Here is a 13,015-nt window from a genome sequence, read left to right as displayed (position 1 = left end):
GGAAATGGTAATCCGGAACTCCGGATCATGGATCAGGAAAAGCGGTTGCGATGAATCACTTCGGTTAAAGCAGCAAATTCCTGTAAACTGAGTGTCTCTCCACGTCGTTTCGGATCAATCCCCGCTTCAGCGATCCATCCTTCCACTTCCTTTTTCGAAAAAGCGGACAAAAGATTGGAATGAAGCGAATTTAGCAATGTTTTGCGACGCTGTGCAAACGCAGCCCGTACAATTTTAAAGAATTCATATTCATGAAGAACCTGTACTTCAGGTTTTTTCCGCAACGTCAAACAGACGACCGAGGAATCCACCTGCGGTCTCGGGACAAACACATGGCTTGGTACATGTGCCACTTCCCTTACTTCAGCATAATATTGCACAAGCACTGATAATGAACTGTAATCTTTGGTCCCCGGAGTTGCCTTTAAACGGTCAGCTACCTCTTTCTGGATCATGATTACAATATTTGTCAGCGACAGGCGCTGTTCCAACAAGCGAACCAGTATCGGCGAAGTGACGTAATACGGCAAATTGGCTACGACATGAAGCGTGTCCGCTCCCTGAAAATGCTCGTTGATGATATTATTCAGATCTACCTTCAAAGCATCTTCATTTATTATTTCCACTCGGGACTCGTTTTCAAACAATTTTTTCAATATCGGGATAAAACGGTTATCGATTTCGATGGCTACCACTTTTTGCGCAGTTTCAGCCAAACGTTCCGTCAACGCTCCGATCCCCGGCCCGATCTCTATGACACCCGACTTTTCGGTTAACAAAGCGGCTTGAATAATCTTGTCCAAAACATGGGGATCTGTCAGGAAATTTTGTCCCAGGCTTTTTTTCAATTGGATTCCGTATTGACTGAGCAGTTCCCTGGTTCTTACGGATATGGGCCTTTCCTTCATTGCATGCTTCCTTTCCTCAAATAATCCAGTGTCCGAAAAATCTCTTCCCTCGTAATTCGCAAAACATGAAGCCGGCGATAAAACTGTTTTGCGTTCCTATACCCAATGCCAAGCCGTTCTGACACCTGTTTGCGCAAATTACGCGAATTCCGGTCACCGACTAATCCCAGTTCCATATATTCCTCCCATGTCAGCGGAGGAACAGTTTCTTCCTCTGCTTCAGCAACACGAACAGACTGCAAGGCCTCTATAATATCCTCGCTGGAGGCATGCTCTATCCCGATTTTGTGATTTCCTTTCGCCTGCGTTTGCGTCAAAAATGCGTGTTTGGCATCCGGAACTTCTCTGGCTATGATTTCCCGAATCCTCTCACCTACATAATCCGGATCTGTAAATATAATCACTCCCCGTTCTTGTTGCGCCCGTTTGATTTCCTCCAGCACATGGGGTTCCAGTGCCGAACCGCGTGTCTCAATGGTATCGGCCTCCACGGCCTTGCGAATGGCGATCGTATCATTTTTTCCCTCCACGACAATCACTTCGTTTACTCTCACTGCAATCCTCCTTCCGTCTATCCCAAGAAAGGCCAATGAGGTGATCCAATCCTCATTGGCCCGCAACAAAAACGTTCTTTTTCAGTTTTCCTCACTTATCCCAAACAGACGAAATGCATTTTGCATGGTGGCCTGGGCAAGCTCTTCGAGAGACAGTCCTCTGATCCCGGCAATTTTTTCTGCAACCAACCGGACATATCCCGTCTCGTTTCGTTTCCCCCGATACGGATGAGGCGCCAGGTAGGGACAATCAGTCTCCAGCAACAACCGGTCCAAAGGAACATGAGCCGCGATTTCCTGTGCCAGTTTCCCGTTTTTGAAAGTGACCGGTCCCCCCAAGCCAATCATGAAATCAAGTTCGAGACATTCCTCCATCACGGTCAGGTCGCCACTGAAACAGTGCATGACGCCTCCCACTTCTTCGGCATGTTCTTCTTTCAGGATCCGCACTACATCATCATTTGCGTCCCGATTATGGACAATGATCGGCAATCCGGTTTCCTTGGCAATCGCAATCTGCCTGCGAAAAAGAACCGCCTGTTCTTCTTTGGGAGCAGTATTCCAATAATAATCCAGACCAATCTCCCCGATCGCCACAACCTTCGGGTGTGCTGCCAGCGAACGGATCCAGGCCAGGTCTTCTTCAGTACAATCTGTCGCATCTGTCGGATGCCAGCCAACTGAGGCATAAATAAAGGGATACTCCTCAGCAAGTTTCAGCGTCTGAAAAATCGTTTCCCGGTTAAAACCGACATTTAATATATATTTTACGCCGTACTCTTCTCTTGCCCGCTCGATCACCTGCTCACGGTCTTCGTCAAATTTTGGGTCATTCAAGTGGGTATGCGTGTCGAACAGGATCACACGTCTCATCCTTTCCTGCCGCTTACTTCCATAGTGCCAACAGATGAATCCGGTCCAGCGGCCAGACTACCAGATCCGCACGTCCCACCACCTTGTCGATCGGAATCGGCCCGATCCTGCGGCTGTCCTTGCTATTGTTCCGATTGTCCCCCATCACATATATTTGCGATAGAGGCACAATAATATCCTCTTCTGTGTTCGGGTTCATCTGTTCATAAATATAGGGCTCCACCAACAGTTTATCATTCCGGTATACCTTGCCGTTTCTGATCTCAATGTGATCACCGGGCAATCCGATCACACGCTTGATAAAATCCCGTTCTTCACTGGTATGGAAGACAACGATCTCCCCATAATCCGGCTCGTCCAAATGATAAACAAGCTTGTTGACAATCAAAAGTTCATCACCTTTTAATGTCGGTTCCATCGATGCCCCATGCACTTGATAAGGCACAAATAAAAATGTGCGGATGCCCACAGCGATAAAAACTGCCAAGGCGATGGCTACAAGCCATTCCAAAGCCTTGTACCAGTCTTTGGATGAGCTTTTTGGTTCCGCCATTTATAATCCTCCTATTTTGCCCCTTCACTGAAAGGAAGTTAATATAAACAAGCAATTTCTTACTTGACCCTCGTTCCGTTGGGGATTTCTCCGGAAACGGTGGCAAGTACGAGCCGGTCTCCTTCCGAGGCGGCCAAAATCATGCCTTCAGACAGCTCTCCGCGCAATTTCACCGGTTTCAGGTTTTTAACGCAGATCAGCTTCATTCCAACCAGATCTTCCGGCCTGTAATATTTTGCGATTCCTGAAACCACCTGCCGTTTTTCCGAACCCAGGTCAAGCTGCAATTTCAAAAGACGATCCGCCTTTTTCACCGGCTCTGCCTCAATGACTTCTGCCACATGAAGTTCAACCTTGAAGAAATCATCAATGGAAATGAGACCTTCTTTTTCTTTCGGTTCTGATTTGTTTTTTTCCTCTTTTTGTTGCGGCTTCCCAATCATATTATAGATTGCCTCCACTTCTTTTTTTACATCCAGGCGCGGGAAAATCGGCTGTCCTTTTTTTGTCCGGGTGCCGGGTCTGAGTGCGCCAAACATTTCCAGGCTGTTCCATGAGGTTAATAAGGGATCATCCTCAATTCCCAGCTGTGCTTGCATTTTCACCGGTACCTGTGTCAAAAAGGGCTGAATCAGGATGCTGATGATTCGCAGTTCTTCCAGCAAATGATACAGCATTGACCCCAGAATGTGCCGTTTTCCCTCATCCTTGGCCAGGTTCCATGGCTGAATCGCTTCAATATAGCGGTTGCCAAAACGTACCAGTTCCCAAATGGCTGTCAACGCTGTGGAAAACTGCAGTTCTTCCATGGATGATTCCACATTCCGGATTGTTTCGTTTATCTTCTCAATTAATCTCTGATCATATTTGGTGGCGTCTTCCACCCGTTCCGGCACGACACCATGGAAATACTTTTCAACCATTGTCAGGGTACGATGCAGCAAATTCCCCAGGTCATTGGCCAAGTCGGCATTTACACGTTCCACGAAAGCATCCGGGGTAAAAACACCATCAGTCCCAAACGGAACTTCACGAAGCAGATAATAGCGGACAGAATCGAGGCCGAACCGGTCAATCAGGGGTACCGGGTCAATAACATTCCCTTTTGATTTGGACATTTTTTCCCCCATGACCTGGAAAAATCCATGTCCAAATACTTTTTTAGGCAATGGCAAATCCAGGGACATGAGGAAGATTGGCCAGTAAATGGTATGGAAGCGTACAATATCTTTCCCCACCAGATGGACATCCGCCGGCCAATATTTGTCAAAACGGGCTTCCTGTTCCGTATCGTCTGCCATGTAACCAATCGCTGTAATATAATTGGTTAAAGCATCCAGCCATACATAAACCACATGTTCCGGGTCGCTTGGCACAGGAATTCCCCAGTCAAAGGTTGTCCGTGAAATGCTGAGATCTTCCAGCCCTGGCTTGATAAAGTTTTGGATCATCTCGTTTTTCCGGGACTCCGGCTGGATGAAGTCAGGGTTTTCATTGTAATAAGCAAGCAGACGATCAGCATATTTGCTCATGCGGAAAAAATAGCTTTTCTCCTTGATTTTCTGGATTGGCCGGCCACAATCCGGACATTTGCCATCCTTGGCCTGACGGTCGGTAAAAAAGGATTCGCAATCCACACAGTACCAGCCTTCATATTCACCCAGATAGATATCACCCTGGTCAAGGAGCTTTTGGAAAATCTTTTGTACAATTTTCGTATGGCGGGGCTGGGTGGTACGAATGAAATCATCATAAGAAATGTCCAGCTTCTTCCAAAGCTTTTGGATTCCCTCCACAATCTCGTCAACGAATGTTTGGGGATCTTTTCCCGCCACATTGGCGGATTTCTGGATTTTTTGTCCGTGTTCATCCGTTCCGGTCAAATACATGACATCATATCCACGCAGTCGTTTGTAACGTGCCATGGCGTCTCCCGCCACAGTGGTATATGCATGACCAATATGCAAATTACTGTTTGGATAATATATGGGTGTCGTAATGTAAAATGTTTTTTTCTCTTCTCCCATATTCAAATCTCCTTTCCATAAAATAAAACATTACATAAAAAACCAATAAAAAATCCCGTCCCCTTTGGGACGAGATTTTCTCACGCGGTACCACCCAAATTGGCATCATGGCCTTTTTAAGGCGATGATCCCACTTTCTGCCCATAACGCGGCGTTACGTTCTCTCCTACTTTTGACATCGGTCAGGTTCAAAGAGAATGCTCGGGGGCCATGTTCATCGGTTTCCACTATGCTGGCTTTCACCTTTTCCAGCTCTCTGGAAATAGCTTTCACCAACTACTCTTCCCCGTCATCAGCTTACAATTTCGCACATTTATATTTTTTAATTATACATCACAAAAAAGGGAATGAAAAGCTCGGACTTCATTTGTAATTAGTCTGGACAAGTGTCATTTGTTTTAAACTTTCATGTTTTTGCCGCGATCATAACGGACGGCGAAAGGGGTCTCATGCTTGGTCAGTTTTCCAGACCTCGCCATTCGTTCCAGTTCTTCTTTCAGACGGTTCAGATCCCAGCCAAGCCCGCATTCCCGGTTAACCTGTTTTAGTACCTGGATCAGGTCGGTATCAAAAATCGGCAAAGTTTTTAAAAGTGTATCCAGCAATTTTTCGTCCTGCTGTTCAGAGAAACGTTTCAATTCATCAAACGGATTTGTCAGGTGGGGACTTTTCGTATAGGCCGAACGGATCCGGATAAAAATGGTCCGCCCGTAAGCCGCCGACGATACAAAGGTATCCCCGGAACGCAAATAGGGAAGCCGCTTGCCTTCTTCAGCAGTCAAATCCGTTTCTTCGCGCAGAGTCGCAATATCGGTTGCCCGCACGGTTCGGAATACAAATTTGGTATTCAGCTGCGCAGTAATCGTTTCATCCAAAAGAGTGGGCCGTTGTGTGGCCAAGAACAGAAAAACACCGTATTTCCTTCCCTCCTGGGCAATTTCCTTTAAAATTGCCTTGGCCGGAGATTCCAGGGCCTTGGGAGCAAAATTGTGGGCTTCATCGGTTACAACAACGAATGGAGGGAAATAATGTTCTTCTTCCCCGTTCATTTGTGCATCTTTATATTCCCGGCGTTTCCGGTAAAGAGTTCCGATGACATAAGTGGCAAATACCTGCAAAACCCATGCACTTCCCTGTACTACGACCAGACGTCCCTGTTCCAGTCCCCGCTCGATCGCCCGGATATCCTGCTGGAACAAACCGGCTTTCTCCAGTCGCTGCAGGCGCCAGTGTACTCCTTTCACCGACGAAGAAGGTAACGATCCATATTGCTGCAACAGTTGTTTTAAGTCCTGGATGCGCTGTACATCCACCGGGGTGAGATCCGGATTTTTCAACTGCTTTTCAAGGCCCTGTTTTCCTTCATCCAATGCTTGTACAAGATTGCTGACCCGATCGCTGAACGAAGTAAAGTTGTCACGGCGCCGATGCAACATTTGGATCACATTGACCATGGATTCGGACAACTGTCCTCCTGCTGCCCCCAACAATGCAACGACATCCCGTGTTGATAAGTCGGAAAATGAAATCCCCACTTCTTTTCCAATCTGAACACTTGTAAACAGATCGCGGAAATCAGGTGCCCTCTCTTCAAGACCTGAGGCAGTTTCCCTGAAATCCATTTCAAAATGGGGATCAAAAACCAGGGTTGGAATATGGAGTTGCATCAATTCTTCCAACATAACCCGCAGGCCAAATGATTTCCCCGATCCGGACCCGCCAAAAATCCCGACATGCGGATATTGCTGCATCGATTTTATATCAAAAATAAACGGGACTCCCCGCTGCGGCCTTAATTCCCCCCGCTCCATTATCACCACGCGATCTTTCAGATCTTCATCAATCGTATTTGCCATCGACTCTGTACCGCGGATTTCCCCAAGCATCATGCCATCGTCCGGAGATGCCTTGACCAAAAGATGACGAACTTCGTGGAAAGAGGGCAAACGAACCGGACAACCTGTCCTGACCGGATGCGGGGCTTCCTCATATAACCGCAGTTTGGCCAGATTCACCTCATCTGACTCGATATCATAGCCGATTTGTTCCAGTGTCTGAATAACCTGTGCATCGACCAGCGACTTATCCAGCCCCATCGGAATCAACCGGTTATAAGATAAAGTCTCCACAACTTCTCCACGCGGATTATCGAGTGCCGGATCTTCAATCACAAGTATTTCATTGATATGAAATTTTCGTTCCCTTGATGCAATATATACTTCCTGTTGGGTAGTTACTCCTACAACCTGCATGATAACCTCTCCTATTCAGCCAATGTGAATGATCATCCAATCTCTAAATCATCCGGTCGCTTCTTTTGGAAGACAGCAGTCGGTAGCGGATCTCCGGATCAATATACTGGTCGACCATTGTTTCCACCAAAGGATCGGTAACCCGTACCTGCCTGTCAACAATATCCAGCCAATAAGGAATCCCCCGGCCCTGTTCGGGAGTCAGGCTGTACACCAGTTTTGCCAGTTGCAACCGTTCTCCATGCTGGGAAGAAAGCCCATCCAGTCCAATCGGCTGGGGACTCCTTGATGTACGGAAAACCAACTTCCACATGCTGTTTCCTGCCTGATTCCTGCCGTCTGCCCGGCTCCAGCCTTCCCACTCGTAGGCTTCTCCCATTTTCAGGACGCCATATAACAGATCCCGGTCTGTCCAGGCCCGATATTCCGGAAAAAGCTCCTTGACCAACGTCCGGGATCCAATCTCTTCCGAAACACCAACCAACAAGCTATCCTTCATTTCGGCCAAGCGGGCCAGTTGCTCCCAAACCTCATTATCATCAATCGAATAATGCAATAAGGATCCATCCGCCATGACTACCCGTGGCGCCCAATCCTGAATCGCTTCAATGGTAACCTTCATCTCAAGACGCGACAAAAAGGCACCTCTTTTTCGAGCCTCCCTGGCAGCACTCCCGTCTTTTCCACCCTCATCCTCCAGCAGCGGAGTATAAACATCTGCCGCCCATTTTTCCTCTCCCTGCGTCCCCTTGGCCAAAGCCTGAAAAACCGACAAGGTACGATCCTGGGAACCCTTGGTTGAATTGACGGAACCATCCACTCCTACAAGCAGTCCGTCCTGCAACCAATCCCTGATTTCCGCACCGCTCAATTTGTTTAGTTGATAAAAAGTCCCTGCTTCCTGCAGGCGCTCCCTGATATTTGCTTCATCAAATGAACGGGATGGATAGACCTGCTTTAATGACTCGTTCAGTTGCTTCAGCTTGTTTTTTAATTCTACAGACACTGGCAGCAAAGAAAATCCCCTCCTGTTATACTACTACCTATTTTTTCAGATTGGGAGAAAAAAGCAAAATGTTTTTCTTGAAATCTTTGAAATCGAAATACTTTTTATGAATACCATAAATATTATTATGATAAATATTTATTAGTAGGGAGTAGAATTTTTTTCTATATTAATCTATTTTATCCTTGACTTGATCAAGGGATTTTCTATAAAAATCCTCTAATTATATTGACTGATTTGGGAATCGTTGGTATGATGAATTTAACATCGATGTCGAAATTTGACGTCAATTTAAAGAAAAAAAAAACCCAAAACCATAGCATATTGAGAGGAGATTCGGAAAATGTTGAAATCTACAGGCATTGTACGCAAGGTAGACGAACTTGGCCGAGTAGTCATCCCGATCGAATTGCGCCGAACATTGGGAATTGGCGAAAAAGACGCCCTTGAAATCTATGTGGACGGCGAACGCATTGTTCTGAAAAAATATGAACCCGCTTGCATTTTTAGTGGCGAAGTTGATGAAACCATTCGTTACAGAAATAAGGTAGTCAGCAGAAAATGTATTGAAGAAATGTACCAAATGATTCATGGCGACAAAGTCACCGTTGACTAAGTATAAACCCGTTACCTAAAAATTATTTCCAACCCTTTTTGTAATATGATTTTACCTTATGGATATATAGAAGTTCACCCGGTTAATATAGATTGACGAATAACTATTCACCGATACACATACATACTCACTGCAATAAGGGACCGGAAATATTTTTTATTCCAGCAAAAACGGCAAATTCCAGTGTACTTTTTCAATTTTTCACTTTTCTGTGCTTTCTTTCTTGAAAAGCGAGGCTCGTAAAGAACCCCGCTTTTTTTATATGCGTTTCATCAATCAACCTTTTCCTGATCTTCATCCATCAATTGCAGAATCCGGTCTTTCAGCTGTTCAGACTTCGTTCCGAAAACTGCCTGGAAGTTTCCGGAACCAACCTTGATCACACCGGATGCCCCCAGTTTTTTCAATTGCTTGCTGTCCAGTTTTGATTCATCCCTTACCGTCATGCGCAAACGGGTAATACATGCATCCAGTTTGTCAATGTTGCCATTCCCGCCTATGGCAGCTAGCACCTTGACTGCCAAATCATCCTCACCTGATGTTCCTGGTTTCCTTACTGTTTCCCCACCGGTTTCTTCATCCTCACGTCCCGGTGTTTTTAAATGGAGCACCCGGATCAGAAAGCGGAACAGAACATAATAGATTACGGCATACACCATGCCAACCAGGACCAGCAACCAGGGTTTGGTAGCCAGATGCATATTGAGGAAGAAATCGATTCCCCCGGCTGAAAAAGCAAACCCATGCCTGATTCCCAACAGATAGACAATCGCCATCGATGTCCCGGTCAGGATGGCATGAACGGCATAGAGAAGCGGAGTGACAAACATAAATGAAAACTCAATCGGTTCCGTAATCCCCGTGATAAATGCCGTTAACGCCGCACTGATCAAAATCCCGGAAACATATTTGCGCCGGGATGGTTTGGCTTCATGAACCATGGCTAAACAGGCTGCAGGAAGCGCAAACATCATAATCGGGAAAAATCCGGTCATAAATAATCCGGCTGACGGATCCTGGGCAAAGAAACGGGGAATATCCCCAGTTACAACCTGGCCGGCTGCAGTGGTAAATTCACCAATATTAAACCAGACCAGGGTATTTAAAATATGATGCAACCCAAAAGGAATCAGCAGCCGGTTAAACAGACCGTACAGGAAAAGCCCGACCGCTCCCTGATGAATGATCCAGTTACCGCCGGCATTGATTGCCTGCTGGACTGGCGGCCAGATCACCAGAAAAATCATGCCGACAAAAACCATGACCAGGGAAGTAACGATTGGCACAAACCTTCTGCCACCAAAAAACTGCAGCCAATCCGGCAGTTTTATGTCATGGTAGCGATTATACATGACAGCCGCAATGGCACCGGCGATAATCCCTCCCAGTACGCCTGTATTCAACTCCATCGCTTCGGTACTGCCCAAGGAAACCACTTTTACCATCAGCACATAACCGACAACAGCAGCTAAAGCTGAGGCTCCTGCATTTGCGGCCAATCCGAGGGAAACCCCAATGGCAAACAGCAATGGCAAATTGTCAAAGATGGCTCCAGCTCCGGCATTTAATACTTCCCCAATAAAAAATGGAATAGACCCTTCAACAAAGTACTGTTTGTTTGTCAGTAAAAAACCAATCCCCAATAAAATCCCGGCTGCAGGAAGCACAGCGATTGGCAGCATGAATGATTTACCGATCCGTTGCAAAGCACCCAAAAATGAACCTATTATTCTCAACGATGACACCTCCCAATCTGGAATTCCGGAAAAAGACAACATCTTCCTTTAGCATTGGCCCCTGAAATAATCCTGACTTTTTCATCATTTTGTATAATTCTTATTCTATCACAAAGAAAGGTTTCTTTTCCTATTCCTTGTGATAGGCATTATACACTTCCCGCTTGGGGAGAGAACGGTCTTTTGCTGCTTGCAAAATGGCTTCCTTTTTCCTCAATCCCTGCTCCATATATTGGTTAACATGCTGCCGGATGGAAATCGCACTCCAATCGGTGCCTGCTTCTGTTTCTTTCAAATCAGCCTCTGACAAATCCGCGCCCTCTACAACAATGGTAAATTCCCCTCTGCCTTTATGGTTTTGGAAATACATGAGGCATTCACTCAAAGATCCGCGCAGCCATTCTTCATGCCTTTTTGTCAGTTCCCGGCATATGGCAACCCGTCGATCTCCCAGAACCTCCATTACGTCTTCCAACATTTCAATCAAACGATGGGGAGCTTCATAAAAAATCAATGTCGCAGACACAGATTGCCAGCGTTCCAACTCTTTTCTCCGATCTTTTTTTACACGCGGCAAAAAACCGATAAATACAAACGGTTGTGTTGGAAGACCAGAAGCCACTAAAGTGGCCAAGGCTGCATTCGGTCCCGGAACAGGAATGACAGGGATTTTCCGAAGTGTTGCCTTTTGAATCAACGATTCCCCCGGATCCGAAATACCGGGCATTCCTGCGTCACTGACCAGGGCAATCGTTTGTCCGTCTGCCAATTTTTCAATTAATTCCGGTTCTCTCGCCTTTTGATTATGTTCATGGTAACTGATCAGGGAAGCCTTAATTCCAAACGCATTCAACAGTTTAAGCGTGTGGCGCGTATCTTCGGCCGCAATCAGATCAGCCTCACTCAAAATTTCCCTGGCTCGCGGACTTAAGTCCTGCAAGTTGCCTATGGGAGTCCCGACGACATAAAGGGTTCCTTCTTTCCGGTCATTCACAAAGCTTTTCTGCTTCTCCATCAGGAATCTCTCCTTCACGTATCAATTGCCTTTTTTTCTGTCTGGGCAGTCTTTTTATCTCTCTCTCCCGTCTCAAGGCCCATGATTTGCCTTCACCCATTTCCACATATCTTAACCGGACCGGCAAACGCCCGCGTGTATACTTTGCTCCCTTGCCTGCCTGGTGCATTTTGACCCTTTGCTTCAGATTGTTTGTCATTCCGGTATAAAGTGATCCATCTCCACATTCCAGTATGTAAACGACATAAGTATCTGCCATTTTGTCTCCTTCCATACAACAAAAAACGCCGGAATCTCAACTTACCCTACGTTAAATGCTCTTGCCTGCCCCTGTCAAGAAGACAGGCACAAAAAATACATTTTCCCCCGAATAAATGACAGAAGGGATCTTAACGGGGCCAGGCAATTTTATTTCATTTAGTGAACGGTTTCCATTACCCTTAGGGGATCAGGGAGTATATCTGAGCATGAAGAAACGAAGGCGAAAAAATTTCAATTTCTCTACTACAGCTATGACAAAGAAATCTGGTGACCTGAGGTTCAACTTTTTGTTTTTCTTCACAATAGGAATTAGGACAAGTAACGGTAATAACGGGATAACGGAGTTGAGCAAAGAAACTGATAAAGAATAATATGGCAAAAACAGGAACTATAACTAATCCAACGATGGTAATTGCTGAAATAAATGTAAGACCCCCAAACAGCCAGGCTCTTTTTTCCCATTTCCATCTGTTCGGCAGACACAACTCCAATTTTTTCCCAGAGTTCCATATTTGTATCTCCCTCAATAAATTAAGTTTTTCTCACTCAATCTCTCGTTTTCTCCAATTTTGAAAAATAAATCAAGCATTTAGAACGGATACATTTTGAATAGATGTATAGAAAAGGAATTAAGGGCTTCACTTAAATAGAGGCAAGCCTCTATTTGTAAAAATATGTGAGCGCTAGTGGATCTCCACAATGACCCAAGGGGTTTACCCTCCCATGTCTCACAGGATCCAAGTCCGTAAATTCCTTCGTTCTACCTGCCTTGGAGTGGAGGCTGAAAAAGCTCCTTTGCAGGGTCTATGCCCAAATGGAATCAATTAGCTCAGCTTCTCCGCGCTTCATCCTTTTGAAGAAAACAAGAAAAGTGAAGTTAAGCTACTTTCTGTAATTGAGCCTGTTGCAAAGCTTCTTGTAGCTTTGCAGGATCATAGGGGATTTGTTTGCGTCCGAGTACGAACAAAATACGAATGAGCTTACAACATAAAGCAATTAATGACTGCTTTCTATGCAATGGGTTGTTTGCACGCTTTGTAAAATAAGCATGAAGAGCTTTAAACTCTGGATTTTTGGCTACAAGTGGCAAAGCGCATCGAAACAGTAATGCTAAGCGTGGGCGACCTCTTTTCGTGATCCGGGTTCTGCCCTTGCGCTTACCTGAGCTATTTTCTTTCAGACTCAACCCTGCTGACTTTTGGATTTGGCGGGAA

General features: G+C 45.7%; 13 protein-coding genes and 1 other annotated feature. Of the genes, 1 reads left to right on the top strand and 12 read right to left on the bottom strand.

All coding sequences use genetic code 11. The features are described 5' to 3' along the window. Positions 1–32 precede the first annotated feature (32 nt). The 7 genes from rsmA to H2C83_RS02650 all read right to left on the bottom strand — a co-directional run bounded on the left by rsmA (position 33) and on the right by H2C83_RS02650 (position 8,173). Positions 33–908, bottom strand: coding sequence for a 16S rRNA (adenine(1518)-N(6)/adenine(1519)-N(6))-dimethyltransferase RsmA (gene rsmA, locus H2C83_RS02680; protein ID WP_181737511.1), 876 nt, complete (start codon positions 906–908; stop codon positions 33–35). Beyond that, on the bottom strand, positions 905–1,462 hold the full coding sequence (gene rnmV / locus H2C83_RS02675; RefSeq protein WP_181737509.1) for a ribonuclease M5: 558 nt from the start codon (positions 1,460–1,462) through the stop codon (positions 905–907). The genes rsmA and rnmV overlap by 4 nt, the downstream gene beginning before the upstream one ends. An 81-nt stretch (positions 1,463–1,543) precedes the next feature. After that, positions 1,544–2,323: a TatD family hydrolase gene (locus H2C83_RS02670; RefSeq protein WP_181737607.1), complete on the bottom strand. Its 780-nt coding sequence runs from the start codon at positions 2,321–2,323 to the stop codon at positions 1,544–1,546. A gap of 25 nt (positions 2,324–2,348) precedes the next feature. After that, entirely contained in the window at positions 2,349–2,888 is a 540-nt protein-coding gene (gene lepB / locus H2C83_RS02665; protein WP_181737508.1) for a signal peptidase I, read from the bottom strand. Between the two features lie 59 nt (positions 2,889–2,947). Further along, positions 2,948–4,915 carry a methionine--tRNA ligase gene (metG, locus tag H2C83_RS02660; protein ID WP_181737506.1) on the bottom strand — a complete coding sequence of 656 codons (1,968 nt, stop codon included), beginning with the start codon at positions 4,913–4,915 and terminating at the stop codon, positions 2,948–2,950. A 62-nt stretch (positions 4,916–4,977) separates the two neighbouring features. Then, positions 4,978–5,218 (bottom strand) — a binding site (T-box leader). Between the two features lie 95 nt (positions 5,219–5,313). After that, positions 5,314–7,167 carry an ATP-binding protein gene (locus tag H2C83_RS02655; RefSeq protein WP_181737504.1) on the bottom strand — a complete coding sequence of 618 codons (1,854 nt, stop codon included), beginning with the start codon at positions 7,165–7,167 and terminating at the stop codon, positions 5,314–5,316. Positions 7,168–7,210: 43 nt separating this feature from the next. Then, positions 7,211–8,173 carry a DNA double-strand break repair nuclease NurA gene (locus tag H2C83_RS02650; protein ID WP_312853834.1) on the bottom strand — a complete coding sequence of 321 codons (963 nt, stop codon included), beginning with the start codon at positions 8,171–8,173 and terminating at the stop codon, positions 7,211–7,213. Positions 8,174–8,516: 343 nt separating this feature from the next. On the opposite strand from H2C83_RS02650, the gene H2C83_RS02645 reads away from it, so the two are divergent. Then, positions 8,517–8,789, top strand: a complete 273-nt coding sequence (locus H2C83_RS02645; RefSeq protein ID WP_181737499.1) for an AbrB/MazE/SpoVT family DNA-binding domain-containing protein — start codon at positions 8,517–8,519, stop codon at positions 8,787–8,789. Between the two features lie 272 nt (positions 8,790–9,061). Here the strand turns inward: H2C83_RS02645 and H2C83_RS02640 are convergent, their stop codons facing one another. From H2C83_RS02640 to H2C83_RS02620, 5 genes are all read right to left on the bottom strand, one after another. After that, positions 9,062–10,471, bottom strand: a complete 1,410-nt coding sequence (locus tag H2C83_RS02640) for a PTS transporter subunit EIIC (protein ID WP_246333701.1) — start codon at positions 10,469–10,471, stop codon at positions 9,062–9,064. 184 nt (positions 10,472–10,655) lie between these two features. Then, positions 10,656–11,540: a 16S rRNA (cytidine(1402)-2'-O)-methyltransferase gene (rsmI, locus tag H2C83_RS02635; RefSeq protein ID WP_181737495.1), complete on the bottom strand. Its 885-nt coding sequence runs from the start codon at positions 11,538–11,540 to the stop codon at positions 10,656–10,658. Continuing rightward, on the bottom strand, positions 11,512–11,799 hold the full coding sequence (locus H2C83_RS02630; protein WP_181737493.1) for a GIY-YIG nuclease family protein: 288 nt from the start codon (positions 11,797–11,799) through the stop codon (positions 11,512–11,514). Before H2C83_RS02630 ends, rsmI begins: the two co-directional genes overlap by 29 nt. A 311-nt stretch (positions 11,800–12,110) precedes the next feature. Beyond that, entirely contained in the window at positions 12,111–12,311 is a 201-nt protein-coding gene (locus H2C83_RS02625; protein WP_181737491.1) for a hypothetical protein, read from the bottom strand. A gap of 367 nt (positions 12,312–12,678) precedes the next feature. Next, positions 12,679–13,015, bottom strand: a 337-nt coding sequence (locus H2C83_RS02620; protein WP_181737489.1) for a transposase, incomplete at its 5' end; no start/stop codon positions are given.

The sequence above is a fragment of the Thermoactinomyces mirandus genome, assembly GCF_013868055.1.
Lineage (GTDB): Bacteria > Bacillota > Bacilli > Thermoactinomycetales > Thermoactinomycetaceae > Thermoactinomyces > Thermoactinomyces mirandus.
Note: the sequence above shows the minus strand (reverse complement) of the source record. Positions and strands in the feature narration are given on the sequence as shown.

What these genes read in the sequence shown, in the direction of transcription:
- H2C83_RS02645 (WP_181737499.1), top strand. Translation starts at nt 8,517, where the DNA reads ATGTTGAAATCTACAGGCATTGTACGCAAGGTAGACGAACTTGGCCGA.
- H2C83_RS02655 (WP_181737504.1), bottom strand. Translation starts at nt 7,167, where the DNA reads ATGCAGGTTGTAGGAGTAACTACCCAACAGGAAGTATATATTGCATCA.
- H2C83_RS02640 (WP_246333701.1), bottom strand. Translation starts at nt 10,471, where the DNA reads ATGCTGCCAATCGCTGTGCTTCCTGCAGCCGGGATTTTATTGGGGATT.
- metG (WP_181737506.1), bottom strand. Translation starts at nt 4,915, where the DNA reads ATGGGAGAAGAGAAAAAAACATTTTACATTACGACACCCATATATTAT.
- rsmI (WP_181737495.1), bottom strand. Translation starts at nt 11,540, where the DNA reads ATGGAGAAGCAGAAAAGCTTTGTGAATGACCGGAAAGAAGGAACCCTT.
- H2C83_RS02630 (WP_181737493.1), bottom strand. Translation starts at nt 11,799, where the DNA reads ATGGCAGATACTTATGTCGTTTACATACTGGAATGTGGAGATGGATCA.
- rsmA (WP_181737511.1), bottom strand. Translation starts at nt 908, where the DNA reads ATGAAGGAAAGGCCCATATCCGTAAGAACCAGGGAACTGCTCAGTCAA.
- H2C83_RS02625 (WP_181737491.1), bottom strand. Translation starts at nt 12,311, where the DNA reads ATGGAACTCTGGGAAAAAATTGGAGTTGTGTCTGCCGAACAGATGGAA.
- lepB (WP_181737508.1), bottom strand. Translation starts at nt 2,888, where the DNA reads ATGGCGGAACCAAAAAGCTCATCCAAAGACTGGTACAAGGCTTTGGAA.